This is a genomic window from Intestinimonas butyriciproducens (assembly GCF_004154955.1).
In the GTDB taxonomy this organism is placed as follows: Bacteria; Bacillota; Clostridia; order Oscillospirales; family Oscillospiraceae; genus Intestinimonas; species Intestinimonas butyriciproducens.
The window spans coordinates 2,046,182-2,071,393 of the sequence record NZ_CP011524.1; the positions used below are offsets into that span (position 1 = coordinate 2,046,182).

Below are 25,212 nucleotides of genomic sequence, written 5' to 3' on the forward strand. Positions count from 1 at the left end.
AGCCGCATTTGCTTTTGTACACCAAGGGCCCCGATGGAGGTATCCAAAACTATGATCCAGATCACCAATTCCCCCGTACTTTATCAGGGCGGAGGCTTCATCCCCGCCCATCCCCGGCCTGCGGCGGAGCGGACCGGCACCATGGCCTCCGCCATCCTCAGGGCGCACAACACCTCCGGCGACCCGGAACGGTTGAAGATCAAATTCGACGCCATGGCCTCCCACGATATCACCTACGTGGGCATCATCCAGACGGCCAGGGCTTCCGGCCTCACCGCCTTTCCCCTGCCCTACGTGCTCACCAACTGTCACAATTCTCTGTGTGCCGTGGGCGGTACCATCAATGAGGACGACCATGTTTTCGGCCTCTCCGCCGCCAAGAAGTACGGCGGCGAATTTGTCCCCGCCCATCAGGCGGTCATTCACTCCTATATGCGGGAGCGGTACGCCGCCCCCGGACGGATGATCTTGGGCTCCGACTCCCACACCCGCTACGGTGCTTACGGTACCGTAGCCATCGGCGAGGGCGGCCCTGAGCTGGCCCGCCAGCTTCTGGAAAAGACCTACGATATCGCCTATCCCAAGGTCATCGCAGTCCATCTCACCGGCGCGCCTCGTCCCGGCACCGGTCCTCAGGACGTGGCGCTGGCCCTGATCGGCGCCACCTTCCGGGAGGGCATTGTCAAAAATGCCGTTCTGGAGTTCTTCGGCCCCGGTGTGGAGTGCCTCTCCATGGATTACCGCTCCGGCATCGACGTCATGACCACGGAGACAGCCTGCCTCTCCTCCGTTTGGTCCACCGATGATATCACCAGGGAGCACCTGGATATTCTGGGCCGTGGGGATCAATTCCAGTCGCAGGCTCCGGCGGAGGGTGCGTACTACGACGCCCTCATTGAAATTGACCTCTCCACTGTGGAGCCCATGATCGCGCTCCCCTTCCACCCCTCCAACGCCTATCCCATTCGGGAGTTCAAGGCCAATATGGCCGACCTTCTGCACCAGGTGGACCTGGACGCCGCGGAACAGCTCGGCATTCGGAACGCCGCCTCTCTCACCGCCAAAATCGTGAACGGCCAGTTCCATGTGGATCAGGGCGTCATCGCCGGCTGCTCCGGCGGCACCTATCAGAATCTGGTCCGGGCCGCGCAGATCCTGGACGGCCACTCCATCGGCGCGGATGCATTCTGGCTCTCCTGCTATCCCGGCTCCATGCCCATCCATCTGGAGCTGACCAAAAACGGCTATATCGCCTCCCTGATGGCCTCCGGCGCCTCCATCCGCTCCTGCTTCTGCGGTCCCTGCTTCGGTGCGGGGGATGTGCCCGCCAACGGTGCCTTCTCCATCCGCCACTCCACCCGCAACTTCCCCAACCGCGAGGGCAGCAAGCCGGGGGACGGCCAAATCTCCTATGTGGCCCTGATGGATGCCCGGAGCATCGCCGCCACCGCCCTGAACGGAGGTGTGCTCACCGGTGCGGACGAGCTTCCTGAAATCCCCATCGACCACGCCCGCGAGCCCTATCGCTATGACGACTCCGCCTATCGCTCCCGCGTCTACTACGGTGTGGGCAGGCCCGACCCGGATGCCGAGCTGGTCTTTGGCCCCAACATTGCCGACTGGCCGGAGCAGGTGCCCCTGACCGAGGATCTGCTCCTGACGGTCTGTGCCGCCATCTACGACCCGGTGACCACCACCGATGAGCTCATCCCCTCCGGCGAGACCTCCTCCTATCGCTCCAACCCGCTTCGTCTGGCGGAGTTTGCCCTTTCCCGAAAGGACCCACAGTATGTGCCCCGGGCCAAGCAGATCCTTGCCGAGGAGCGCAGACGCCGTGTGGGTGAGCCCACCGAAGCCCTCCTGTCCTACGATCCCAAGCGTACCGGCCTGGGTTCTCTGGTGATGGCTCTGCGGCCCGGCGACGGCTCTGCCCGGGAGCAGGCGGCTTCCTGCCAGCGAGTGCTGGGCGGCTGCGCCAACATCGCCCAGGAATATGCCACCAAGCGCTACCGCTCCAATGTGGTAAACTGGGGCATGCTGCCCTTCCTCTGCGACGGTCTGCCGGAAAAGAACCTCCAGCCCGGCGACCAGGTCTACATTCCCGGTATCCGCGCGCTGCTGGAGGGCGACGAAGAGGAGATCGCCGCCACCCTGCTCCAGGACGGCAAGGAGACCCCTCTGACGCTGAAGCTGCCCGGCCTTACCCGTGAGGAACGGGATATCATTCTGGCGGGCTGCCTCATCAACTACTACGCGAAGTGAATCCCCGTTTCCATCTTCCCTATTATTAAGTGCTCTGGAGGATATGTCCATGGAAAAGCAGGATCCTGTCTGCCGCTCCTGTATTGACTGCGGCGTAGTCAATTGCAGCGCACAGAAATATCAATACCCGGAATTCTGTCTTACCACCTCCCTGGAAGAGGGGGAACTGGAAGAGGCGCTGTCCCTCTACGACGAGGATCGGAACCGCGAGATCATGCTGACCGCGGCGCAGGTGGAATTTGAAGGTTATTGTAAGCTCACCCGTGTGGAGGAGATTATGGACTTTGCCCGCCGCATGGGGTTTCACAAGATTGGGATCGCCACCTGCGTGGGCCTGATCCGGGAGAGCCGCGCTCTGGCCCGGATTCTCCGTGTGCACGGTTTTGAGGTATTCGGCGTCGCCTGCAAGGCCGGGGCGGTGGACAAGACCGCTGTGGGGATCGATCCGGCCTGCCATGCGGTGGGAAAAAATATGTGCAATCCCATCTTCCAGGCCAAGCGCCTCAATCGGGAGGGTACAGAGCTCAACATCGTGGTTGGCCTGTGCGTCGGGCATGACAGTCTCTTTTACCGCTACTCCGACGCCCTGGTCACGACTCTGGTCGCCAAAGATCGGGTCACCGGTCACAATCCCGCGGCCGTCCTCTATCAGCTTGACTCCTACTACAAGCGCCTCCTTACCCCCTCTGATCCCGCATAGACGGCGCGGGCGGCAATCCGGTTTGGATCGCCGCCCGCACTTTTATTTTACAAACCGCGTTCCAGAGGGTATAATAACAACAGCCAGCAAATTGTATTTGAGGTGTTCTCTTGAAAAAGTTGATTTTTCCCCTGCTCCTTGTTCTTTGTCTCACCCTCTCCGCCTGCGGCGTGTCCGGCGGGGAAGCCCCTTCTTCCCAGGAGGGGGATACGCTGACCATTGCCGCCACCACTTACCCCGTCTACCTCTTCACAAGGGCCGTTGTCGGGGAGATGGAGGGCGTGAAGGTAAGCGCCGTCATCAATCAGCCCATGAGCTGTCTCCACGATTATACCCTCTCGGTCGGCGATATGAAGATCATAGAAGGGTCCGATGTGATCGTCATGAACGGCGTGGGCCTAGAGGACTTCATGGACGACGCCCTGGCCGCCTCTTCCGCCATGGTCATCAACAGCTCGGAAGGCGTCGAGCTACTCCCCTACGAGGGACATGAGGACCACGACCACGGCGACAGCGAGGAAGCGGGGGACCACTTCGATCCCCATATCTGGATGGACCCGGGCCGGGCGGCGCAAATGGTGGAAAACATCGGCGCCGGTCTGGCCCTGGCCGATCCGCTCCATGCCGAAGCGTATCAAAAACGTGCTCAGGATGCCTCCGCCCAGCTCCTGAACTGGAAATCCACGCTCCGGGATATCATCGCTTCGGATCAGCCCGACCTTCGACTCCCGCACCGGGAACTCATCACCTTCCACGACGGCTTCCAGTACTTTGCTCAGGCTTTTGACCTGGACATTCTCAAGGCCATTGAAGAGGAGGAGGGCAGCGAGGCCAGCGCCGCCGAGATCAGGGAGATCGTGTCGCTCATCCGCACCTATGAGATTCCCGCTATCTTTACCGAGGTCAACGGCTCCGATTCCACCGCACAGGCCATTGCCCGCGAAACCGGCGTGGCGGTCTGCCCGCTTTCCATGATCATGAGCGGCGATGGAGACGGCCTGGATTCCTACTGCGACGCAATCTCCGAGAATGTGGAGACCATCGTCAATGCGCTGAGTGAGGGGCAGGTAAGGGTACAATGAGCGTACGCAAGCATGACAATCTCTTCGGTTCCGGCTGTGACCGTTCCTGCTGCCTCAAGGTGGCCCACCTTGGGGTATCCATGGGTGACCAAGTCATTCTGGAAGACGTGAATTTCCATCTCCACTGCGGGGAAATCACCGCCCTCATCGGCCCCAACGGGGCGGGAAAGTCCACCCTGTTCCGGACGATCCTGGGACAACTGCCCCACTCCGGTGAGATCGACTTCCAGCGTGCCGGCGGAAAACATACCCGTCCGCTCATCGGCTATGTGCCCCAGAGCCCCAGCTTCGACCGCGGCGACCCGGTGAGCGTGCTGGACCTGTTCATCGCCTCCATCGCGGACTGGCCCGTTTTTCTGCCCACCCCGAAAAAGCTGCGGGAACGGGTCCTCCGCTGCCTGAGCCGGGTCCACGCCGAGCCCCTGGTGGATAAGCGCATCGGCTCTCTCTCCGGCGGAGAGCTCCAGCGGGTCCTGCTGGCCATGGCGTTGGAGCCGGTTCCCCATATCCTCATCCTGGACGAGCCCCTCTCCGGTGTGGACATCGAGGGGGAGCGGCAGCTCCTCGACATGCTCGACGAGGTGCGGCAGCAGTATGATCTCTCCATTCTCCTCTCCACCCATGACTTCGCCACGCTGGAGGAGTACGCGGACAAGGTGATCCTGCTACAGAGCTCCGTGCTCAAGTCCGGGCCTCCAAGAGAAGTCCTGTCCTCCCATGAATTCCGGGACGTGTTTCATCTCTCTCTGGGAAGGGGGTGGAGCAATTGAATCTGTGGTACTCCATTGTCGATCTGCTGCCTTTTGAATGGGCGCAGCCGGGCTCCATGTTCTTCATGAAGAACGCCTTGCTGGCGGTACTGGTCATCTCCCCCCTCTTCGGGCTGCTCTCCACCATGGTGGTGGAGAGTCGGATGTCCTTTTTTTCCGACGCATTGGGTCACTCCGCCTTTACCGGAATCGCCATCGGCACCCTGCTCGGCTCTACCGTCACCCTCTTCTCCGGTGCCGACCCCATGTGGTTCGCCGTTCTGTTCGCCGTGGTCTTTGCGCTGCTCTTTACCTTTGTACGCAAACGGACCAGCCTGGCCAGCGATACTGTGATCGGCGTCTTTTCCTCCACAGCCGTGGCTCTGGGTATTTTTATCGCTACTCTGGGCGGCGGCAGCTTCACCAAGTTCAATGCTCTGCTCATCGGCGACATCCTCAGCGTGGAGCCCCGTAAAATCGGTCTGCTGGCCGGGATCCTGGCCCTGGTCGTCGTCTTATGGGTCTGTTCCTTCAATCAGCTCATGCTCGCCTCGGTCCATCCCGCCCTGGCGGACAGCCGCGGCATCCAGGTTTTCTGGCAGGAAGCCCTGTTTTCCGCCGCCATCGCTGTGGTCGTGACCATCTCCATGACCTGGGTGGGCCTGCTGGTGATCAACTCCCTGCTGGTGCTGCCCGGGGCAGCGGCCCGGAACGTCTCCCGAAACATGCGTCAGTATCATCTCGTCTCCCTTCTGTCGGCCGTCTGCGCCGGCATTGCCGGCCTGATGACCTCTTATTATATTGAAGCTTCCGCCGGCGCCGCCATTACGCTGTACCTGGCGATCTTTTTCGCCGTTACATTTTGTTTCCGTAAACAGAGGCTGTGATACAAGGAGGTATCGTTATGGCTAAACTGCTCTTTCAGGGACATGCAAGCTGCCGCATCACCACCCATTCCGGCACGGTCATCTATATTGACCCCTTTGCCGGCGAGGGCTATGATCTGCCGGCCGATCTGGTCCTCATCACCCACGAACACGAGGACCACAACGACTTGGGCAAGGTACCGCAAAAGCCGGACTGCACTGTGATCCGGTCCACCGATGCGCTGGCCGGCGGACAATACCATAACTTTGACATCCACGGCGTCCACATCCAGACAGTGCCCGCCGGAAACCGGAACCACAACCCGAAGGAGTGCGTGGGTTACATCCTCACGGTGGACGGCGTCACGCTCTATCACGCGGGGGACACCTCCACCATGCCCCATATGGTGGTCCTTGCCCCCAGGAAGCTGGACTGGGTCCTGCTACCGGTGGACGGCGTGTACAATATGGACCCGGCCGAGGCCTCTACCTGCGCCCGCCGTATCGGTGGAAAGCACACCATCCCTATCCATACAGACCCCAGCTATGCGTATAATCACACCCAGGCCAACCGTCTGGACTGTCCCGGCAAGGTCCTTCTGGAGCACGGACAGGCCATAGAGCTGTGATCCAATCCTTCTGACTGGCGGAATCTCTCCGCCACCGCAGGGCAGATCCCTCTCCCCAGATAAAAAATCGCCGCCCGGCACAATGTTGTCGGGCGGCGATTTTCGTCACATCTTATTCGTCGTCGTGGTCACAGCCACAACCGCAATCACAGTCGTCATCATCACAGTCGCATTCATCGGACACTGCAAACTGGCTGTGACAACTGGGGCACTCGATCACGCCGGCTCTCAGCACGTCCTCATCGATGACCAGCGGTTCCTTGCAGTTGGGACATTCTGCCTCAAAAAAGTCGTCCTCGTCCTCATCGCCGCAGCAACACTCGTCATCCTCGTCCTCGTCATCCCCGTAGAGGAGCTCCTCCACGTCGGCCAGATCGTCGGACACGGCGTCCAGCTCTTCACCCAGAGCGGTAGCGTTTTCTTCCAGGTCCTCAATGGACATTCCCATCTCTTCCAGGATATCGATGATGACAGAGATGAGCTTGCCCTCTTTGGACTTTTCGGTATCGATCCCCAGCCCGTCGGACAGGCCCTTCAGATAGGCGACCTTCTCAGTAATCGTCATAGCAAAAATCTCCTTTAATATCGCCTTTCGGCTTGCTTACTTCTTGCAGCGCTCCAGATATTCGCCGCTGCGGGTGTCGATCTTGATCCTGTCGCCGGGGTTGATGAACAGAGGCACCTTGATCTCCGTGCCGGTCTCCAGCGTAGCGGGCTTGGTCACATTGGTGGCAGTGTCGCCCCGGAAGCCGGGATCGGTCTCTGTGACCTCCAGCTCCACGAACGTGGGGGGCTCCACCATAAAAATCTTGCCCTTATAGCTGTTGAGCTTACAGGACATGTTCTCCTTCACAAAACGGAAATCGTCACCCAAAGTGTCCTTGCTGACAGGCACCAGATCAAAGGTCTCGGGGTCCATGAAGTAGTACAGATCGCCATCGTTGTAGCTGTACTCCATATCCTTGCGCTCCACATAGGCCGTCTCGAACTTGGCGGTGGGATTGAAGGAGGTCTCAGTGACCGCGCCCGTCATGACATTCTTCATCTTGGTGCGCACAAAGGCCGCGCCCTTGCCGGGCTTTACGTGCTGGAATTCGACGACCTGCATCACTTGGCCGTCCATCTCAAAGGTCACGCCGTTCCGAAAATCACTGGCAGTAATAGGCATTGGTATTCATCCTCCAAAGCAGCTTTCATTTTTTGCCGGGCACATCAACACCCGACATATAGATTATCTAAGTTATTTTACCTTATTCTTCCCCGTATTGCAAGGGTTTTTCCCCTGTTTTCAAAGAATAATCAACTCTTTCGGGGATTGCGTGATATCGATACAGCCGTTTTCGGTGAGAATGGTCACATCCTCAATGCGCACGCCGAATTTCCCCGGCAGATAGATGCCCGGCTCCGCGGACACGGCGGCCCCCACCGGCATTAGGCTCTCGTCTCTGGTGTTGGCGTTGGGGGACTCATGGATCTCAATGCCGACGCTGTGTCCGTAGCCGTGGCCGAAATACTCGCCGTATCCGGCCTCTTCAATGACCTTTCTGGCGGCGGCGTCAATGCTCTTTCCCGGCACCCCGGCTCTGGCGGCGGCGATCCCCGCCAGTTGGGCCTCCAACACGATGTGATAGACTTTCTTCATCTCCTCTGTGGGCTCCCCAATGGCGACGGTGCGCGTCATATCAGAACAATAGCCCCCGTATACACAGCCAAAGTCCATGGTGACAAATTCACCGCGCTGTATCTTGCGGGGCCCCGGAATGGCGTGAGGCTTGCTCCCGTTGGGACCCGAGGCCACAATGGGGTCAAAGGACATCCGCATAGCGCCGAAGCGCAGCATGTCGTACTGAAGCTTCGCGGCGATCTCCTGCTCCGTCATGCCGGGCTGAATGAACGTGAGGATCTCACGAAACGCCCGATCCGTGATCTCCTGCGCCTTGACCATCAGCTCAATCTCCTCCTGGTCCTTGGCGGCCCGGAGGCCGTTCACCAGCTTCTGGGCGGGGACCAGCTCAGGGGTAACGCCCTCCTTCCAGATCTGATAGGAGGCAACGGACAAATACTCCTCCTCGAATCCCATCCGTTTGACGCCGCACCGATCCACCACCTCCTGGACCATCGCCCTGTAGTTACGGCTCCGGTCGGTCATGGAGATGGAGGCCCCGGTGATCAGATGGTTTGCCGCCTCGATATACCGGGAGTCGGTAAAGTAGAAGCACTCCCCGGCGGTGACGACCACCACGCCCTCTCCATGAAAGCCCACGGCATAAAACTCTCCGGGCTCACTGGTGAGCAGCATAGCGTCGACACCGTATTCGGGCAGCTTGGCCGCGATCTGTTTTAAATGATTCATCCTAATGACTTCCTTTCTTAATCCGTCATGATAAATATTCTTTCAGGAAAAAAACGCGATCAGTCCAACCACAATCAGCACAATACCGCCAACCCGTTCTGCCGTCAGCGCAGCGTCGGACGGCTTCGCATCCTGATACCGCCAGCAGTTCCTCTCCCGGGATTCGCTCCCGCTCGGTATAGTCATCGCTCCACCCGCCGAAGCCGGTGTTTCCCCTCACTGTCCACCAGAAAGTCGCGCCGTCCGGATAGAGAATCTCAATGCTCCCATCCTTATCGACACAATATTGGTATGTCTGACCCCGCACATGAGGACGCCGTTCTCTCTGTCTACCGTGTAGACTCTTCCATTCTGCTCCACCTCATAAGCGCTGGAACGGGTCTCCCTCGTGCAGGCACACAGGAGCAGCGTCAGCAGCATCAAGAGGAATAGCAGCGCCTTCCGCATCAGACCCCTTCCCTCTCTTTTTCGCCGGGGCCCTTCAGAAACCTCCGATACAGCGTCTGCATCTCCTGCGCGTCTCGCGCTTGGGTACCGGCACTTTCACAGATCACGGTGGGGCTCCATCCCCGCCGCGCCAGCTCCCGCATCAGCGGTACCGGGTCAGGCCCAAAATCCTCCTGGTCAAAGGTCAGATGACACTTTTCTCCTCCGCCGGGTGTAAAGGCAATTTTGGAGAAGTGGCTGTGAAAACGAGACGCCCGGTCAGCCCCCAACTCCTCCTCCACGCGATTCAGTATTCGCCGGGTGGCCTCTTCGCCCTCAAGCTCCCCCAGGGAGCGGGCGTACAGATGGCCGAAATCAATGCAGGGCAAAAGCCGTTCATCCAGCCGGCAGAGCTCCAGTACCTCATCCAAGTCCCCAAGCTGATTGATCTTTCCCATGGTCTCCGGACACAGGGCGATATGTCCGTACCCCTCCCCGTCGCAGGCCCGGATGACCTCCCGCAGCGAGATGAGGGCAATGTCCAACGCCTCCCTCCTGGTCCGCTTCATCAGGGCGCCGGTGTGGACCGTGACCCGGACGGCCCCCATCCAGTCCGCCACCTGACAGGCCGCCAGGACGTAGTTGGTGGTTTTTTTTAAACTCACCGGGTCCGGATTCGCCAGGTTGATAAAGTAAGGGGCGTGGAGGGAGAGCTGTATCCCATGTTCTCTGGCCGCTACACCCACTGCCCGAGCAGTCTCTTCCCCCACATTGACGCCCTTCCCGCATTGATATTCAAAGGCGTCCAGGCCCTGTGAGGCAAGCCATCCAGGATATTCCACCGAGGACCTGCCCGGATAGTTCCCCGCCTGCCCGGCAGGGCCGAATTTTACACCCACAGACTCATCTCCTCCTCCCCAGGGCCCGGAAGGGTTCCTCCACCGCATAGCGGAGATAGCGCCCGGGATTTCCCCGCAGTTCCATCGGCTCAACCATCAGGGCCAGTACGCCAGCGCGTTTGGCCCCCAGTATATCCGTAAAAATTTGATCCCCCACCATGGCGGTTTGGGCAGGCGTGCGGCCCATCTGCTCCATGGCCCTGAAAAACCCCTCTGTCCTCGGCTTTCCCGCATGGCCCAGATAGGGAACCTCCAGGCACCGCGCATAGTGTCCAGCCCGAGCGGGCTTTCGGCTGTTGGAGAGCAGAAAGAGCTCCACCCCTGCCTCCGCCAGGCCGCATTTCCACTGCTGGACGGCGGGCTCCGGGTCCGGCTGTCCGTATTTGGCCAGGGTATTGTCCAGATCAGCCAGCAATAACGAGACGCCGCGCCGGGAGAGCTCCGTCCCATCGATCTCAAAAATGGAGGAATAAACACGATCAGGAATCAGGGAAAAAGCCATGTATTCACCTCATGAAAATAATCTTGCCCGCATAGATTGCATTATAACACAACACGGACAAGGGGGACAACCCACATGCTTTCAAAATCCAACCTGATCCTGGCGGCCGCTCCCACCGAAATGATGGCGGCCCAGTCCTTTGGCCTCACCCTGGCCCACATGGCGTATCGGGTGGGCGGCGGCCCCCACCTGTTCCGGGCCAATCTGCCCATCCCCGCCCGCGGCGGGCTCATGATGATCGACGACGCTGGCTTCGATGGCAGAGGCGACCCCGGTCCCTTCTGCCAGGAGGTAATGCGGGAGTGCACAGCCAGATGCTATACCGGCGTGATCTGCGGTTTCGACCGTCCCTTCCCCTTGCTGGGCAGGGTCATCGCCGAACTCTCACCCCTGTTGGAACGCCAGGGCTGGCCTTTTTACATTAGTGAACTTTACGCCCGCTATTCGGATACCGCCAAAATTTTGATCCCCACCGCCCTCTCTGGCGGCTCCCTGCACCAGCGCCTGGAAGAGGCCGCCGCCCAGTACGGCGCATCCCGGATCGCGCTGGCTGTGGAGCGCGCCGCCGAAGACTTTTTCCTCCCCTCGCCCACCGGGCAGGGTATCCCCCTGAGCCAGGAAGCACTGCAGGCTCGCATCGAGGAGCGCAGTCCTACCATTTTCTTCTCAGGCGAACTGTGCGCCCATTACTTCACCTATATGAATAAACAGAACGGCGCCCACTTTATCCTTTTTGATGACGCGTCCTCCATCCGCAAGAAGCTGCATGTGGCCCGCACACTTGATATCTCCGACGCCCTTCTCCCCTATCCCGAGGTGGCGGATATTTTGCCGGAAATTCTGGCCTGATTTTTCTCCGTAGCGTACTCCCTTGACTTTCTCACCATTTTCTGATAAATTGAGCACCCATTTATTGTAATAGGAGGTGCTCATTATGTTAACGGATCTCTGCGCCTGGACGGAGGAATTCCTCCGTCGGCTGTTAGACGCCTTTCCCCAGAGGCTGATATTCGCCGGGCTTCAGGGGAGCTACGGCCGGGGGGAGGCCACACCGGAGAGCGACATCGACCTCGTTGTGATCCTGGACCATGTGGGGCTCCCCGAGCTGGAGACTTATCGCGGTCTGGTACGGGGCATGGATCAGGGGGCGCTGGCCTGCGGCTTTCTATGCGGGCGCGCAGAACTGGATCGCTGGCCCCGCTACGACCTGATGCAGCTCGTCTGGGATACGCGCCCTCTCTATGGTACGCTGGAGGGACTCCACGAATTTACCCCCGACGATGTGGATATGGCCATACAAATCGGCGCTTCCGCCCTCTATCACAGCGCGGTACACTGTTTTCTCTACGACAATGACCCCTCCACCGCGCTCCCGGCGCTGGAAAAGAGCGCCTTTTTCCTGGCCCGCCTGGAGCTCTTCCGCCGGACAGGCGCTTACCCGTCCACGCGCCGGGAAACCGCTGTGTCCTATGGCCCCTGGTCCGGCGGCACAGAGAAAAAATATGAACGGCTGATTCGCTGGTCTTCCTCCCTGCTGTAGGCGAAAGAGATAACAAAAGCCCGGCGCCGTACGGCGCCGGGCTTTATTGTTCATCAATAGAATTTCTTCTTGTTCTTCCGGGCCGCCTCGGACTTCTTGCGGCGCTTAACGCTGGGACTCTCGTAGTGCTCACGCTTACGCACCTCGGCCAGCACCCCGGACTTGGCGCAGCTACGCTTAAAACGCTTCAGCGCGCTCTCCAGAGACTCATTCTCCCTGACATGGACTTCCGACATTATTGTTTCCCCTCCCTCCGAAGTGACAAGCCAAGCCTGCCACGAAAGGGCCATTCGTATGGCTTTAACAGTAGTATTATATGCAATTTTATCTCCATTGTCAAGAGGACATTTTCAAGTCCATTTTACGATCGGTTTTACCAGCAGGACTTCTTGTGGGCCGTTCCCTCCTGTGGTACAATAGGACGCACAAACGATCATTGATTATAAAAGAGAGCTTACCAACATGATCAGGAAATTACAAGAAGCAGATATAAATCGGGTTGCAACCATTTGGTTCGCGGTCAATATAACAGCCCATAATTTTATTTCCGCCCAGTACTGAATGGACCATTTTGAAATAGTGCAAGAAATGTTTCCGCAAGCGGAAGTGTACGTCTATGAAGAGGGCGCCAGCATACAAGGTTTTATTGGATTGCAGGAGGGCTATATCGCCGGTATTTTTGTCTCCGGCGAGGCTCAATCCAGTGGGATCGGCAGACGTTTGATCCATTTTGCAAAAGGCATACGAAGTCAGCTGCGTTTGGATGTATATCCAAAAAATACACGGGCAGTACGGTTCTATCAAAGAGAGAGCTTTGAGATTTCAGGAGAACACACGGAGCAAAATACGGGCGAAAGAGAATATTCTATGATATGGAAGCGGCAATAGCCGCCCCCATTGCTCGGAGAGTCCCTGAATTTGAGGCGGCTCTCCGTTTTTATTCCATTCCGGCGGAGCGCGGAATGGGCCGCGCAGCTATAAACCACAGCCGGCAAATATAAGCCTGCCTCACGCTTTCCTTGCCGCAAGCAGAAACCGATGGATCTGTCCCTCGAGGCATCCCGTTTGTTCCAATATCTCCTGCGCGCGGTATAGCTCTTTCAGGCATTTCTCTACCGTGAAACCGGGAAACTCCCATGCGATCACGTGGGCGAACCAGACAAATGCCCCCACGTCGTAGAATTTGATCGGTCGAAATGCCTCCTGCGATTGCAGAATCACAAACCCTGCCTTTTGGAACCGTTTTGATACCAGCTTTAAGCGCATCTCGGGAAAGGGAAGCTCCGTACCCGGAAGCAAAAGCTCCACCAAGGCCCTGTCATTTTCAGCGCCTACCTGCTCGGTAATAAAAATCCCGCCGCGCTTTACCACGCGATGTAGCTCTGATACACAGAAGCTGCCGTGCCTGTTTATGACGATATCAAAAGCCTCATCTTCAAAGGGAAGGTCTTCGGATGCGTCGGCCCTGTGAAAGTCTACTCCAAGCGGACACAGCGTCTTTTCACATAGCCGCACGTTGGGAGGATATGCTTCCGTTGCGCTGGTATTCGAATAGGGGTGGCGGAGGGACAGTAAAAATTCCCCGCCGCCCGTATCAAGATCGAGCAGTCGGTATCTTGATTCCAAATATTGCTCAATCACTGCTCTGTAACTCCACGGCAGGTCGTTTTCCTCCTCATACCGCCCTTGGATGTGTGAGAAATCCCACCCCTGGATATGGGCGGCGCGCTCCTCCTTCAGCCATTGCTCTTTTAAGCGTTCCTTGTCCATGACCGCCACCCCTTGAACCGCTATTCCAGCCCCATCTCACGGCAAATGATTCCTCTCACTCTGCGCTCGCGCGCCCGCAGTGCCCCACCCCACCGCATCCTATCTGTCAAATGCGTACGACGCGGGTTCCGCCGCCCTTTCTTCTCTGCCTGTCCTCTGCTGGAAATGATTGTGACTTGCCTGTCAAGGCCAAATTCGTTACAATTCGGTTACAAAACGACCGACGGAGGATTTCCCTATGAAACGCTTTTTGATCGCTCTCACGCTGAGTCTGACGCTGGCCACCACCCCCGCCCTGGCCGCAAGCCCTTCGGTATCTGTGGATGGAACTCCCGTGGCCGCATATGCCACCGTCCGCCAAAACACAACTTACGTAGCCCTGCGCCCAATGGCCGAGGCCCTCTTGGAGGACGCCGCCGTATCCTGGGAGGGGAGTTGCGCCGCAGTCCGGGGGACCGGTCTGGACCTGACCGCATCCCCCGGCGCTCTGTACCTGGAATCTAACGGCCGTGCCCTGTACATACCCTACGGCGTTCTGCTGGAGTCCGGACGCACACTGGTGCCCGTCCGCGTCCTGGCCGCCGCGCTGGGCGCCGAAGTGGAGTGGGACTCCGCCACCGGCCATGTAAATGTCACCACCGGTACAGATGCCATTCCCTCCGCTGACGAGCAGTACGACGCGGACGCCCTGCGCTGGCTCTCTCACATCATCTCCGCAGAGAGCCGGGGCGAACCCCTCACCGGAAAGATCGCTGTGGGCAATGTGGTCCTGAATCGAGTGGCTCACAGCGAGTTCCCCAACACCATCTACGGCGTGATTTTCGACTCCCGCTGGGGGGGACAGTTTGAGCCGGTGCGCAACGGCACCATTTATCACACCCCCACCGAGGAGAGCGTGACTGCCGCCAAGCTGGTGCTGGAGGGGGCCGACGTGGCCGGCGAGAGCCTCTACTTCCTGGCCCCCACCCTCACCAACAACCACTGGATCATGGAAAACCGGGACTATATCATGACCATCGGCGTCCATTGGTTCTACAAATGATCAGGTTCTTCCCGCCTGTCCGGCGATCTGCTCCGCCAGATCGTTGAGATAGACCCACCGCTCCATTTTTTCCTCCAGTGCAGCCTCCAGCTCGGACTCTCTGCTCTGGAGGGCCTGGAGGGCCACATAGTCGCTGGCCTTCGCCTCCTGCTCCGTCCGGATCTGGGCGAGTTGCTCCTCCAGGGCGGCGATTTCACCATCAATGTTTTCATACTCCCGCTGCTCTTTATAGCTGAATTTCAGCTTCTTAGAGCCGGACGGTCTCTCCCGCCGCTTTTCAGCCGGGGCGGAGACCGTCTTTTCCCTTTTCTCCTCCGCCTTCCGCGCGTCAAGGTAGTCGGTGTAATTCCCCACGTATTCGGTAACCGCGCCGCTCTCCCCCACCTCAAAGATACGCCGGACGGTCTTATCCAGAAAATAGCGGTCGTGGGAGACGGCGATCACCGCGCCAGGGAACGTCTCCAGATAATCCTCCAGGATGGTGAGGGTCTGGATATCCAAGTCATTGGTGGGCTCATCCAGCAGCAGCACATTGGGCGCCGCAGCCAGAATGGAGAGGAGAAAAAGCCGCCGCCGCTCCCCGCCTGAGAGTTTCCCGATCGGAGCCCACTGTTCGTCCGCCGGGAAAAGAAACTGCTCCAGAAGCTGGGACGCCGTCACCCTCCCCTCCGCTGTCTCGATGCTGTTACCGATCTCCTTGACGAAATCGATGACCCGCATCTCCGGGTCCATGGGCGGGTTTTCCTGGGAAAAGTAGCCCATGCGCACCGTCTTACCGGTCGCCACCTCGCCGGAATCGGGCATGAGCCGTCCCGCGATCAGGTTGAGCAGCGTGGACTTGCCGCTGCCGTTCCGGCCCACCACTCCGATCCGGTCCTCCCGCAGCAGCATCAGGTCAAAGTCCCGGAGCACAGTTCTCCCCGCAAAGGACTTGCTCACACCGTGGAGCTCTACCGTCTTTTTCCCCAGGCGGGAAGAGACGGCGGAGAGCTCCAACGCCGTCCGCTCCTCCGGGCCGGACTGACTTTTGAGGGCTTCGTACCGTTCCAGACGCTCCCGGCTCTTGGTCCCCCGGGCGGTGGGGCCCTGCATGACCCATTGGTACTCTCTGCGCAGGATGGCCTGCCGCTTGCGTTCGCTGGCCTGGGCCATCTCCTCCCGCAGCGCCTTCTGTTCCAGGTACTTGTCGTAGTTGCCCTCATAAAAGGCAAGGGCTCCTCCCTCCACCTCCACCATGCGTCCGACCACCCGCTCCAAAAAGTAGCGGTCATGCGTGACCATTACCAGCGCGCCTTTGAACTGCCGGAGCTCGTCCTCCAGCCAAGCGACCATACCGCTGTCCAAATGGTTGGTGGGCTCGTCCAGGATCAGCACATCGCAGGGACATGCCAGCGCGGAGCACAGCGCCACCCGCTTGCGCTGGCCGCCGGAAAGCACTCCCACACGCTGCTCAAACAGGGGCACTCCCAGCCGGGTGAGGATGGTCTTGGCCTCATATTCCGCCAGAGCCCGCGCCTCGGGCGAGACCCCGGCAAAGACCTGCTCCAGCACCGTATTTTTCTCATCAAACGCCGGAAGCTGGGGAAGATAGTTGAGGCGCACATTGGGGTCCCGGCTCACCCGTCCCTCGTCCGGCTCCTCCGCACCTGCCAGGATCCGCAGGAGGGTGGATTTTCCCGTGCCGTTGACGCCGATGACTCCCAGCTTCTGTCCCGCCTCCAGGTAGAGGGACACCCGGTCCAGCACCTTCCGTGTCCCGTAGGTTTTAGAAATCTGTTCCGCAGATAGCAGCATAACGGTTCCTCGCTTATTTTGGACTTTTTCTTAGTATACATGAATTTCTTTGAAAAGAAAAGCCGCCTCCTGGGCAAACTCTCCCCGGAGGCGATCTTTTGTTATGCAAGATATCGAGATGCTGCATCACATCCACAAGAGCACGGAAATGGGCCGCGAGGGAATTCTCTCCGTCCTGGGCAGCGCCAAGGACACCGCCCTTCGGACGGCTCTGGAACAGCAGCTTACAGAATATGAGCAGATGATGGGCAGTTCGGCACGGCTGTTGGAGGAGCGGGGCAAAACACCGAAAGGGGTCCCGGCAGCCGCAAAGCTGTCCGCCCGGATGACCTCTGCGGTAAAGACGTGGATGGACCCCTCTCCCTCCAAAATCGCCGAGATGATGGTCCAGGGCAACACCATGGGCATGACCAAGAGTCTGCGCCAGATGCGGACCTATGCTTCCGAGGACGGCCGGGTAAAGGACCTGGCCGACAAGCTTCTTCAAACAGAGGAGGCCAATATCCAGCAGATGAAAGGCTTTTTATAGTCCCGCCGGGAGAGGTGCACGCCTCTCCCGCTGCTCTTTCCCCTCAGAAAAAGCTGAGCTGCCTGTCCCCATAGCCCTGCTGATAGCTGGAGACGATCTGCTTCATCTCATAGAGGAGGCCCAGCGCCCGGCACCGCGCGGAAAACACTCCCCACAGACGTTTTGCCCGGGGGCTTACACACCAATACCGGTTCCCAAAGGCACGGCGATTTTTCTCCGCCAGGCCCTGGCCGGGAAAGCGCGTCTCCAGCTCCTGATAGTACCAGGCCCTCTGCCTGTCCCGCTGGGTCATGCCGAACACGGGGTAGATATACCGCGCCCCGGCCTCCGCCGCCCGTTCCACCACCTCCAGCACATTTTCCTCCGTATCCTCCAGGAAGGGCAGCACAGGCATGAGAAGGACACAGACGGGCAGGCCCGCCTGCGACAGCCTCCGCACCGCCTCCAGCCGCCGGGTGGGGCTGGGCGCACCGGGCTCCAGCCGTGCGGCCAGGGCGTCGTCACAGGTCGTGACGGTGAGCTTGCAGAGCACGGGCGCGTGCGCATGCAGCAGGGTGAGCACATCGATATCCCGCACGATCAGGTCCGACTTGGTGGTGATGGCCACTCCAAAACCGTAGGCGTCCAGCAGCGCCAGCGCGTTCCGGGTGAGCTGCAGCCTTTCCTCCAGCGGATGGTAGGGGTCCGACATAGAGCCTGTCCCCACCACGCCGGGCCGGATCTTCCGGCGCAGGTCGTCGCGGAGGATCTCCAGGGCGTTTTCCTTCACACGCACCCGGTCGAAGTCCTCATTTTGATAGCACTCACTGCGGCTGTCACAGTAGATGCAGCCGTGGGGACAGCCCCGGTAGATGTTCATGGTATGGTCGGTACCGAACCAAGAGGTATCCCGATTGCGGATAATCAGGTGTTTGCAGGGTACATATTCCATGGGAGCTCCCCCTTTCCGTGCCGGGCGGTCCATCGGTTTCTTATTTTACCTTAAAAGGGGCGCCGCCGCAACCGGCATCGCCCCTTTCTCGCATGGTTCCGGCATCCAATCGCCAGGGCCGCTGGTATTCCCCTGAATGGGGATGTACCGCTTGCGCTCGGGATATCTGAAAAATTTGACCGGGACGGCCGTCCCGGTCAAAATCTATCTTCTCCTGAATGCAAAAAATCGCTGTCCAAAATAGTTGAAGCCCGTATAAAGCGCCATACCGCCCAACTTGGTCAGCCTATCCCGCCAGACCGTGGGAAGGGATGTGCGGCCCAAGATCAGTCCGCCCACGGGCTGTGCCACGCCGTATGCGAGCACATAGCACACCGCCACATTCAGGGCGAACTTTACCGCCGAACGGCCCAGCGTCTCGTCGCTGCGGAAGGTGAAGGACCGGTTGAGGAAAAAGCTCATCACCGCCCCAGCCACATAGGCGATGGCGGTGGAGGGCCAGTAGCCCAGATCCTCCAGGAGGAACATCAGCGCCATGGAGAGGAGGGTGTTGCCCACCCCCACCAGCAGGAATTTGAGGATGGAGGAATCAATCAGCCTTGCCATTGCCGTCCTCCAGAATCTCCCGAATCAGGAACCGAGGCCGTGCCTTGGTCTCCAGGTAGATTTTTCCGATATACTCTCCAATGACCCCCAGGGACAGCAGGATCAGTCCCCCGATGGCCCACACGGAACAGATGAGGCTGGCCCAGCCCACGATTGTATCCCCATGGGCCCAGCGGACGATGGAGTAGACCAGCATCAGAAGGCTCACCAGAAAGATGAGGAAGCCCAGCAGTGTGATATACCGGATGGGCTTGGTAGACAGACTGGTGATGCCCTCCATGGCAAAGGAGAGCATTTTCTTGAGGGGATACTTGCTCTCCCCGGCAAAGCGTTCTCCCCGCTCATACTCCACCGTGCCGACGGTATAGCCGATCATGGGGACGATGCCCCGGAGGAAGAGGTTCACCTCCCGGAATTCGGCCAATCCATCCAGGGCCCGGCGGGACATCAGCCGGTAATCGGCGTGGTTGAACACGGTCTCCGCCCCCAGGAAATTCATCACCCGGTAAAACCCCTCGGCGGTAACCCGTTTGAAAAAGGTATCCTTTTTCCGGGAGGAACGGACGCCATAGACAATGTCGCAACCCTCGCTGTACTTCTCCACCATGGCATCCACCGCATCCACATCATCTTGGAGGTCGGCGTCCATGGACACTGCCATGTCACAGCGGTCCCGGGCAGTCATGAGCCCGGCCAGCAGGGCATTCTGATGACCCCGGTTCCGGCTCAGGTCCACCCCTGAAAAGAGGGGGTCCGCGGCATGAAGCCTTGAAATGACCCCCCAGGTCCCATCCCTGGAGCCGTCATTGACAAAGAGGACCCGGCTCTTCGGCGATATCTTACCCGCCGCCATCAGGCCCCGGAGCTTGTCCCCCAGCCGCCGTGCGGTCTCCGGCAGAACTTCCTCCTCGTTGTAGCACGGAACGACGATATAAAGCGTGTCACACATGGTCATCTGATGCCTCGCTCATAACTGAAATATGCAGCACTTCACAAATTTTGAAAAAAACCTCTAGTGACGGCTTTTTTGTTCCGCGCTCGATCTCATTGTAAAATGGTTGTGTGATCCCGACCAGAGCCGCCATTTTATATTGACTGTAGCCGAATTTTTTCCGCCTTGCCTTTATGATCCCAACATAATCCACCAAAACAATCACCATTGTCCATGATATAGCTGAAAGCTATCAAAGTAAAGAATAGCTTTCAGCTATTGCCGCGAATCGGCAAAGCGTTCGGATGCGCGCTGCTTTATCGGGCGCATCCGACGGGTCACGCCTCCAGCTTTTCCCGCAAATGCTCCATCGCTTTGCGCTCGATGCGGGAGACTTGGACCTGGCTCACGCCCAGCACTCTGGCGGCCCGATTCTGGGTGAGGCCTTTATAATACCGCAGAAAAATGACCTGCCGTTCCCGCTCCGGCAGAGCGTCGATGGCGCCGCGCAGGGCGAGACGTTCCACCACTCCCTCCTCCATGCCCTCCGTGCCCAGGATGGACTCCAGGGTAAACCCGTCCTCTCCCGTCTCCATCTGGAGGGAGGCCACGGGCAGGTTTGCCTCCTCCGCGGCAGCGATATCCTCCGGTTCCAGCCCCGTCTCTTCCGAGAGCTCGGAGAGGGTGGGGTCCCGTCCCAGCATATGGCCCAGCTTGTCCCGTGCCAGGCGGATGGTCATCCCCCGCTCCTTGATCCCACGGCTCACCTTTACCGCCCCGTCATCCCGCAGAAATCGCCGGATCTCCCCGGCGATTTTGGGGACGGCATAGGTGGAGAACTGGCAGCCGAAGGCCGGGTCAAAGCCCCGCACCGCCTTCAGAAAACCCAGACACCCCAACTGGTACAGGTCCTCCGGGTCCACCCCGCGGCCATAGTATCGCCGCACGATGCTCCAGATGAGACCGGCGTTCTCCTCCAGCATCCGTTCACAGGCGTCGTTGTCTCCGGCCCGGGCGGAAGCCAGCAGCATGTCCCTTTCCTGCGAGAGCGGGGCCTCCAGGGTACTCACTTTCCGCCCGCCGTCAGGCGGCGGGCGATGCGGCGGCGCATGGTGACTGTGGTGCCCTTTCCCGGGGTGGAGCGGACCCGCAGCGTGTCCATAAAACTCTCCATGATGGTGAACCCCATGCCGGAACGCTCCTCGTTCCCTGTGGTAAAAAGAGGGGTCCTGGCCTGCGCCACATCGGCGATCCCCACACCCCAGTCCTGCACGGTGATCTCCAGCAGGCTGTCCTCGAAGAGCCTCAGCTTCAATTTTACCCGTCCCAGGCGGTCCGGATAGGCGTGGACGATGGCGTTGGTCACCGCCTCGCTGACAGCGGTTTTGATGTCGTTTATCTCATCCAGAGTGGGATCCAGTTGGGCGGCGAAGCAGGCCGCCGCAGTGCGGGCGAACCCCTCGTTGGCCGAGCGGCTCAGGAATTCAATCGTGGCTGTGTTGACCGGTTTCATCCTATGTACTTCCTCCTTGGCCGCGGGCGGACTCCGCCGCCCGCGCATCTTTTCACGCAAACCGCATGAGCCGCTCCAATCCGGCGGCCCGCAGAACCTTTTCTGCCTGGGGCGGCACATCTTTTACCGTCACCGCCCCCCCAAGCTCAGCGGTCCGCCTGTAGCATCGCAGCACCACCGCAATGCCGGAGCTGTCCATAAATGTGACGCCTCCTAGGTCCAGCGTCACATGTTTGGGCAGCTCCCGGTCGATCTCCCGCTCTATTTCCGTCATCAGGCCCCGGGCGTGGTGGTGGTCCACCTCGCCGGACAGGGCCATGCAGATTTCCCTGTCTCCCCCGGTACAAGTCAAACCCATTCTCTCTCCCTCCCGTCCGGATAGTAAAAAATCGGGTTATACCAAATATTGGTATAACCCGATTATAGCGCGGTATTGATGCGGTATTTCGTCGAAATTTAATGATTCCCCAATTTATGTATGATAACGCCGTCCCGGCTCGAAAACCGGGACGGCGTGGGGTGGTCTGCCAGCACAGGACTCACATGGCCTGGAGCTGTTCCTCCAGTTTGGCAATGAGGGCGGCAAGCTTTTCGGCCCGCTCCCGCTCGGCCTCCACCACGTTGGCGGGGGCCTTGTTGACAAAGCCGGGGTTATGGAGCTTGGTATTGAGCTTTTCCAGCTCCGCCCGGCTCTTGCCCAGCTCCTTTTCCATCCGCGCCCTCTCCTTCTCCATGTCCACCAGCTCAGCCATAGGCATGGAGATGCGCGCTGCGTGGGTGATGACGGTGACCATGCCCTTGGCGGCCTGGTCGGCGTCACTGCCGGACTCCGCCACACCGGTGATGGTCACATCGCTGCCATAGCCCAAGCGCTTGAGGAAGGGAATGCCGGCAGTGAACACTTCCTGCTCCAAAGTGGAAACGGTAAGGTGGGCACGCTTGGAGGGTGGAACATTCATCTCGGCTCTTCTGGTACGGACCGCGCCGATGGCGTCCATGATCATCTCCATAGCCTTCTCCTCCTCAGGGAAGTCCAGCTCCACGTGGTGCTCGGGCCACCTTTGAAGCATGAGGAAATCCCCCTCGTGGGGCAGGGCCTGCCAGATCTCCTCGGTGAGGAAGGGCATAAAGGGGTGAAGGAGCTTGAGGATATGGGTGAGGACATAGCACAGGACCTTCTGAGCGTTGATTTTTGCCTCGGCGTCCTCCCCCTGAAGGCGGGATTTGGTGAGCTCGATATACCAGTCGCAATAGTCGTCCCAGATGAAATCGTACACCTTCTGGGCTGCCACGCCCAGCTCGTACTTGTCCATATTCTCCGTGACCTCGGGGATGACCGAGTTGAGCTTGGAGAGGATCCACTTGTCCTCCAGCTCCAGGTGCTCGGGCAGCTCACACCGGTCGATGGTGAGATTCATCATCAGGAAGCGGGAGGCGTTCCAGATCTTATTGGCGAAGTTGCGCATGGCCTCGCACCGCTCGGTATAGAAGCGCATATCATTCCCGGGGGAGTTTCCGGTGACCAGGTTGAAGCGCAGCGCGTCCGCGCCGTACTGCTCGGCGATCACCAGCGGATCAATACCGTTGCCCAGGGACTTGGACATCTTCCGCCCCTTGTCGTCCCGGACCAGGCCGTGGATGAACACGGTGTGGAAGGGGGGCTTGCCGGTGTGTTCACAGCCGGAAAAGATCATCCGCGCCACCCAGAAGAAGATGATGTCATAGCCGGTGACCAGCACATCAGTGGGGTAAAAATACTTGAAGTCCTCGGTCTCCGCGGGCCAGCCCAGGGTGGAGAAGGGCCACAGCGCAGAGGAGAACCACGTATCCAGTACGTCCTCCTCCTGGTGGATGTGCGTGGAGTGACAGTGCTCACACTCGGTGGGATCGGTCTCAGAGACTGTCATCCGGCCGCAGTCGTCGCAATACCAGGCGGGAATACGGTGGCCCCACCAGAGTTGGCGGGAGATGCACCAGTCGTGGACGTTCTCCATCCAGTTGGTATAGGTCTTGGAGAAGCGGTCCGGAACAAACTTGACCTCTCCCTCATTTACCACACGCAGCGCCTCTCGGGCCAGCGGCTCCATCTTGACGAACCACTGGGCGGAGATGAGGGGCTCCACATCGGTGCCGCAGCGGTAGCAGGTGCCCACGTTATGGGTATGGTCGGTGATCTTATCCAGCAGGCCCAGCCTCTCCAGGTCCTCCACGATGACCTTCCGGGCCTCATAGCGGTCCAGCCCCTGATACTTGCCGCCGTTCTCATTAATCTTGCCGTCGTCATCCAGCACCCGGATGGATTCCAGATTGTGCCGGAGCCCCACCTCGAAGTCGTTGGGGTCGTGGGCGGGCGTCATCTTCACGCAGCCGGTGCCGAATTCCATGTCCACATACTCGTCGGCCACAATGGGAATTTCCTTGTCCACCAGGGGCAGGATGCACGTCTTGCCCACCAGGTCCCGATAGCGGTCATCGTTGGGATTCACGGCCACGCCGGTGTCGCCCAGCATAGTCTCCGGACGGGTGGTGGCCACCACGACATACCGGCCTTCCTCCCCCTGGATGGGGTACTTGATATGCCAGAGGTGGCCGGGCTTCTCCTTGTATTCCACCTCTGCGTCGGACAGGGCGGTGGTACAGTGGGGACACCAGTTGATGATGCGGCTGCCCTTATAAATGAGGCCCTTGTTATAGAGGGTGACAAAGACGTGCCGGACGGCGGCGGAGAGGCCGTCATCCATAGTAAAGCGGGCCCGGGACCAGTCGCAGGAGGCTCCCAGTTTCTTTTGCTGCTCAACGATGCGCCCGCCGTATTTGGCCTTCCAGTCCCACACCCGCTCGAGGAACTTGTCCCGACCCAAGTCGTAGCGGGTGAGGCCCTCGTTCTTGCGGAGCTCCTCCTCCACCTTGATCTGAGTGGCGATGCCGGCATGGTCGGTGCCGGGAACCCACAGGGCGGCGTATCCCTGCATCCGCTTGAAGCGGATGAGGATATCCTGCAGGGTGGAGTCCATAGCGTGCCCCATATGGAGCTGCCCGGTGACATTGGGCGGCGGCATCACGATGGTAAAGGGCTTTTTATCCGGGTCCCGGTGTCCCTCAAAGCATCCGTGTTCCTCCCACATCTTATAGATGCGGCCCTCCACCTCCTGGGGTTCATAGACCTTCGGTAGTTCTCTGTTCATTGGTTTCACTCCTATTTTTTACTCTCATGCGGCATCGCGGTTCCGGATCAGGGCCCGTTCACCGGAGCATAGCCTGAAGTGCTTTGGTTTTCAGGGTGTAGGACACCCAAGGGCGCCCACACTTCTCCTCCAGGAAATCCTGAAACGCCTGAGGAGATCCCCCCGTCAGGCAGGATTTGGCAAAGCATACGCTGACCGCTTTTTTGCAGGCCACCAGCATGTAGTCCTCCGATACGAAAAGGCCGCCTACTTCCGGGTACTCAAACAGCCGCCTGGACTCCACCTCCTGATTGGGGAGAGTCGTGCCCGGTGCGCTGAGGGTACACCCCTCCTCGTCAAAGGAAACCACCAGCTTTTTGGCCGCGTCCTCCGGGGAGAGCACCTGTTCCCGGGCCTTTTTGATAAATTTTTTCGTGTCCCGGCCCTGGATCTTCCCGGTCACATGCCAGGTGATCAACAGGGAGCCGCCGAAGAAGAAAAGCAGCTGTGCCGGCGACTGCCGTCCCCACAGCGCCAAAACAAATGCCGCCGCGGCCACAATCGCCTCACCCGCCACTGCCAGTCGAAAGGATCTGCCCTGTACCTCTCTGGCCCGCCGGAACAGACAATACTGATCGGTCCAACTGCTGAATACCTTCCCAGTTGTACGGACTTCAAATCGCTTCATGCTCCCCGTCCTCCTCATTAATCGGCGGAATCAAATTGCCGTGTGTCCCGACGCACTGCGTCGCTCCGCTATTTTCGGTCTGCAAAGGCTCTGCAATGCCCATATAATAAAAAAGCCCTGAAGCCTCTTCGGCCTCAGGGCGAATCTCTCCGCGGTACCACCTGAATTCGGACGCACCGCGTCCGCACTCCATTGCCCATAACGCGGGCAACACGCCGGCGCTTACCGAGGGCTCC

The 25,212-nt window shown here is 59.3% G+C and carries 29 protein-coding genes and 1 other annotated feature (1 of these 30 running past the window's edge); of the genes, 11 read left to right on the forward strand and 18 right to left on the reverse strand.

What is annotated here, in order from left to right:
• The first annotated feature begins 51 nt into the window (after positions 1 to 51).
• From SRB521_RS10225 to SRB521_RS10250, 6 genes are all read left to right on the forward strand, one after another.
• Positions 52 to 2,262 carry a hydratase gene (locus tag SRB521_RS10225; RefSeq protein WP_207215970.1) on the forward strand — a complete coding sequence of 737 codons (2,211 nt, stop codon included), beginning with the start codon at positions 52 to 54 and terminating at the stop codon, positions 2,260 to 2,262.
• A gap of 49 nt (positions 2,263 to 2,311) precedes the next feature.
• Complete coding sequence (locus SRB521_RS10230) at positions 2,312 to 2,962, forward strand: DUF1847 domain-containing protein (RefSeq protein WP_116722435.1); 651 nt, start codon at positions 2,312 to 2,314, stop codon at positions 2,960 to 2,962.
• Positions 2,963 to 3,072: 110 nt separating this feature from the next.
• Positions 3,073 to 4,044 (forward strand): metal ABC transporter substrate-binding protein, encoded by a 972-nt coding sequence (locus SRB521_RS10235; RefSeq protein ID WP_242976591.1) that lies wholly within the window; start codon positions 3,073 to 3,075, stop codon positions 4,042 to 4,044.
• Positions 4,041 to 4,814 (forward strand): metal ABC transporter ATP-binding protein, encoded by a 774-nt coding sequence (locus SRB521_RS10240; RefSeq protein ID WP_075703604.1) that lies wholly within the window; start codon positions 4,041 to 4,043, stop codon positions 4,812 to 4,814. Before SRB521_RS10235 ends, SRB521_RS10240 begins: the two co-directional genes overlap by 4 nt.
• Positions 4,811 to 5,680 (forward strand): metal ABC transporter permease, encoded by an 870-nt coding sequence (locus SRB521_RS10245; protein WP_033117854.1) that lies wholly within the window; start codon positions 4,811 to 4,813, stop codon positions 5,678 to 5,680. Before SRB521_RS10240 ends, SRB521_RS10245 begins: the two co-directional genes overlap by 4 nt.
• 17 nt (positions 5,681 to 5,697) lie before the next feature.
• The gene (locus SRB521_RS10250) at positions 5,698 to 6,288 is read left to right on the forward strand and encodes an MBL fold metallo-hydrolase (protein WP_075703603.1); all 591 of its coding nucleotides are present in this window, start codon (positions 5,698 to 5,700) and stop codon (positions 6,286 to 6,288) included.
• 112 nt (positions 6,289 to 6,400) lie between these two features.
• Here SRB521_RS10250 and SRB521_RS10255 read toward each other — a convergent pair whose 3' ends face one another.
• The 6 genes from SRB521_RS10255 to SRB521_RS10275 all read right to left on the reverse strand — a co-directional run bounded on the left by SRB521_RS10255 (position 6,401) and on the right by SRB521_RS10275 (position 10,468).
• Positions 6,401 to 6,853 (reverse strand): CD1247 N-terminal domain-containing protein, encoded by a 453-nt coding sequence (locus SRB521_RS10255; RefSeq protein ID WP_033117852.1) that lies wholly within the window; start codon positions 6,851 to 6,853, stop codon positions 6,401 to 6,403.
• A gap of 36 nt (positions 6,854 to 6,889) precedes the next feature.
• Positions 6,890 to 7,456 carry an elongation factor P gene (efp, locus tag SRB521_RS10260; RefSeq protein WP_033117851.1) on the reverse strand — a complete coding sequence of 189 codons (567 nt, stop codon included), beginning with the start codon at positions 7,454 to 7,456 and terminating at the stop codon, positions 6,890 to 6,892.
• Between the two features lie 120 nt (positions 7,457 to 7,576).
• Positions 7,577 to 8,641 carry a M24 family metallopeptidase gene (locus SRB521_RS10265; protein WP_075703602.1) on the reverse strand — a complete coding sequence of 355 codons (1,065 nt, stop codon included), beginning with the start codon at positions 8,639 to 8,641 and terminating at the stop codon, positions 7,577 to 7,579.
• Positions 8,642 to 8,683: 42 nt separating this feature from the next.
• Entirely contained in the window at positions 8,684 to 8,827 is a 144-nt protein-coding gene (locus tag SRB521_RS16180; RefSeq protein WP_165366623.1) for a DUF6199 family natural product biosynthesis protein, read from the reverse strand.
• Between the two features lie 260 nt (positions 8,828 to 9,087).
• Complete coding sequence (locus tag SRB521_RS10270; RefSeq protein WP_116722433.1) at positions 9,088 to 9,966, reverse strand: TIM barrel protein; 879 nt, start codon at positions 9,964 to 9,966, stop codon at positions 9,088 to 9,090.
• Between the two features lie 4 nt (positions 9,967 to 9,970).
• On the reverse strand, positions 9,971 to 10,468 hold the full coding sequence (locus SRB521_RS10275) for a YqeG family HAD IIIA-type phosphatase (protein ID WP_075703599.1): 498 nt from the start codon (positions 10,466 to 10,468) through the stop codon (positions 9,971 to 9,973).
• Positions 10,469 to 10,543: 75 nt separating this feature from the next.
• Between SRB521_RS10275 and SRB521_RS10280 the strand changes: the two genes are divergently transcribed.
• Entirely contained in the window at positions 10,544 to 11,317 is a 774-nt protein-coding gene (locus SRB521_RS10280) for a glycoside hydrolase family 18 protein (RefSeq protein WP_075703598.1), read from the forward strand.
• A gap of 85 nt (positions 11,318 to 11,402) precedes the next feature.
• Positions 11,403 to 12,008, forward strand: coding sequence for a nucleotidyltransferase domain-containing protein (locus SRB521_RS10285; protein WP_075703597.1), 606 nt, complete (start codon positions 11,403 to 11,405; stop codon positions 12,006 to 12,008).
• 53 nt (positions 12,009 to 12,061) lie between these two features.
• On the opposite strand, the gene rpsU is transcribed toward SRB521_RS10285, so the two are convergent.
• Positions 12,062 to 12,244: a 30S ribosomal protein S21 gene (rpsU, locus tag SRB521_RS10290; protein ID WP_033117845.1), complete on the reverse strand. Its 183-nt coding sequence runs from the start codon at positions 12,242 to 12,244 to the stop codon at positions 12,062 to 12,064.
• Positions 12,245 to 12,569: 325 nt separating this feature from the next.
• Between rpsU and SRB521_RS10295 the strand changes: the two genes are divergently transcribed.
• A complete protein-coding gene (locus SRB521_RS10295) occupies positions 12,570 to 12,896 on the forward strand; it encodes a GNAT family N-acetyltransferase (protein ID WP_334251174.1) in 327 nt (108 codons plus the stop codon).
• A 120-nt stretch (positions 12,897 to 13,016) separates the two neighbouring features.
• Here the strand turns inward: SRB521_RS10295 and SRB521_RS10300 are convergent, their stop codons facing one another.
• A complete protein-coding gene (locus tag SRB521_RS10300; protein ID WP_058117418.1) occupies positions 13,017 to 13,778 on the reverse strand; it encodes a class I SAM-dependent methyltransferase in 762 nt (253 codons plus the stop codon).
• A gap of 238 nt (positions 13,779 to 14,016) precedes the next feature.
• On the opposite strand from SRB521_RS10300, the gene SRB521_RS10305 reads away from it, so the two are divergent.
• Positions 14,017 to 14,820: a cell wall hydrolase gene (locus SRB521_RS10305; RefSeq protein ID WP_075703596.1), complete on the forward strand. Its 804-nt coding sequence runs from the start codon at positions 14,017 to 14,019 to the stop codon at positions 14,818 to 14,820.
• On the opposite strand, the gene SRB521_RS10310 is transcribed toward SRB521_RS10305, so the two are convergent.
• On the reverse strand, positions 14,821 to 16,614 hold the full coding sequence (locus SRB521_RS10310; protein ID WP_075703595.1) for an ABC-F family ATP-binding cassette domain-containing protein: 1,794 nt from the start codon (positions 16,612 to 16,614) through the stop codon (positions 14,821 to 14,823).
• 103 nt (positions 16,615 to 16,717) lie between these two features.
• Here SRB521_RS10310 and SRB521_RS10315 point away from each other — a divergent pair, with 103 nt between their 5' ends.
• Positions 16,718 to 17,143, forward strand: a complete 426-nt coding sequence (locus SRB521_RS10315; RefSeq protein WP_075703594.1) for a hypothetical protein — start codon at positions 16,718 to 16,720, stop codon at positions 17,141 to 17,143.
• 43 nt (positions 17,144 to 17,186) lie between these two features.
• Here the strand turns inward: SRB521_RS10315 and SRB521_RS10320 are convergent, their stop codons facing one another.
• The 9 genes from SRB521_RS10320 to SRB521_RS10360 all read right to left on the reverse strand — a co-directional run bounded on the left by SRB521_RS10320 (position 17,187) and on the right by SRB521_RS10360 (position 24,976).
• Positions 17,187 to 18,074 (reverse strand): SPL family radical SAM protein, encoded by an 888-nt coding sequence (locus tag SRB521_RS10320; protein WP_075703593.1) that lies wholly within the window; start codon positions 18,072 to 18,074, stop codon positions 17,187 to 17,189.
• Between the two features lie 204 nt (positions 18,075 to 18,278).
• Entirely contained in the window at positions 18,279 to 18,680 is a 402-nt protein-coding gene (locus tag SRB521_RS10325) for a GtrA family protein (protein WP_058118726.1), read from the reverse strand.
• Positions 18,664 to 19,629: a glycosyltransferase family 2 protein gene (locus SRB521_RS10330; protein ID WP_075705405.1), complete on the reverse strand. Its 966-nt coding sequence runs from the start codon at positions 19,627 to 19,629 to the stop codon at positions 18,664 to 18,666. Before SRB521_RS10330 ends, SRB521_RS10325 begins: the two co-directional genes overlap by 17 nt.
• Positions 19,622 to 19,840, reverse strand: coding sequence for a helix-turn-helix domain-containing protein (locus tag SRB521_RS10335; protein WP_207735840.1), 219 nt, complete (start codon positions 19,838 to 19,840; stop codon positions 19,622 to 19,624). The genes SRB521_RS10330 and SRB521_RS10335 overlap by 8 nt, the downstream gene beginning before the upstream one ends.
• Positions 19,841 to 19,949: 109 nt before the next feature.
• Positions 19,950 to 20,642, reverse strand: coding sequence for a sigma-70 family RNA polymerase sigma factor (locus SRB521_RS10340; RefSeq protein ID WP_116722453.1), 693 nt, complete (start codon positions 20,640 to 20,642; stop codon positions 19,950 to 19,952).
• A 35-nt stretch (positions 20,643 to 20,677) separates the two neighbouring features.
• Positions 20,678 to 21,124 carry an anti-sigma F factor gene (gene spoIIAB, locus SRB521_RS10345; RefSeq protein ID WP_033117829.1) on the reverse strand — a complete coding sequence of 149 codons (447 nt, stop codon included), beginning with the start codon at positions 21,122 to 21,124 and terminating at the stop codon, positions 20,678 to 20,680.
• Between the two features lie 52 nt (positions 21,125 to 21,176).
• Positions 21,177 to 21,482, reverse strand: coding sequence for an anti-sigma factor antagonist (locus SRB521_RS10350; protein WP_075703592.1), 306 nt, complete (start codon positions 21,480 to 21,482; stop codon positions 21,177 to 21,179).
• Between the two features lie 181 nt (positions 21,483 to 21,663).
• A complete protein-coding gene (locus SRB521_RS10355; RefSeq protein ID WP_058117415.1) occupies positions 21,664 to 24,309 on the reverse strand; it encodes a valine--tRNA ligase in 2,646 nt (881 codons plus the stop codon).
• A 58-nt stretch (positions 24,310 to 24,367) separates the two neighbouring features.
• Entirely contained in the window at positions 24,368 to 24,976 is a 609-nt protein-coding gene (locus SRB521_RS10360; protein WP_033117826.1) for a hypothetical protein, read from the reverse strand.
• A 132-nt stretch (positions 24,977 to 25,108) separates the two neighbouring features.
• Positions 25,109 to 25,212: a binding site (T-box leader), on the reverse strand (it continues 119 nt past the right edge of the window).